Genomic DNA, 510 nt, shown 5'->3' on the forward strand with positions numbered 1-510 from the left:
TGTTGTACCGCAACAACGCCCAGTCTCGTGTACTGGAAGAAGCGTTGATTCAAGCTGGTCTGCCATACCGTATTTATGGCGGTATGCGATTCTTCGAGCGTCAGGAAATCAAAGACGCACTGGCCTACATGCGTTTGATGGCCAACCGTAATGACGATGCTGCATTTGAACGTGTGGTGAATACGCCAACTCGTGGTTTAGGTGACAAGACACTAGAAACCATTCGCCGTGCGGCGCGTGATCGTGGTTGCACGATGTGGGAAGCCAGCGTTGCGATGTTGGATGAACAAGTGCTCGCGGGTCGAGCGGCTGGGGCATTAGGTCGCTTTATCGAACTTATTACCGCACTCGAAGACGACACGTTAGAGATGCCGTTGCACGAGCAAACAGACCATGTGATCAAGTACTCTGGCTTGTTTGCCATGTATGAGCAAGAGAAGGGCGAAAAATCTAAGGCTCGTATTGAGAACTTGGAGGAATTGGTGACCGCAACTCGCCAATTCGAGAAGC

1 protein-coding gene is annotated in these 510 nt (G+C 51.2%); it reads left to right on the forward strand.

The genetic code is table 11. The features are described 5' to 3' along the window. The coding region (locus tag R7093_RS28355) for a 3'-5' exonuclease (protein WP_318147426.1) at positions 1 to 510 on the forward strand (510 nt) is incomplete at both ends.

The sequence above is a fragment of the Vibrio sp. 1580 genome (assembly GCF_033340055.1).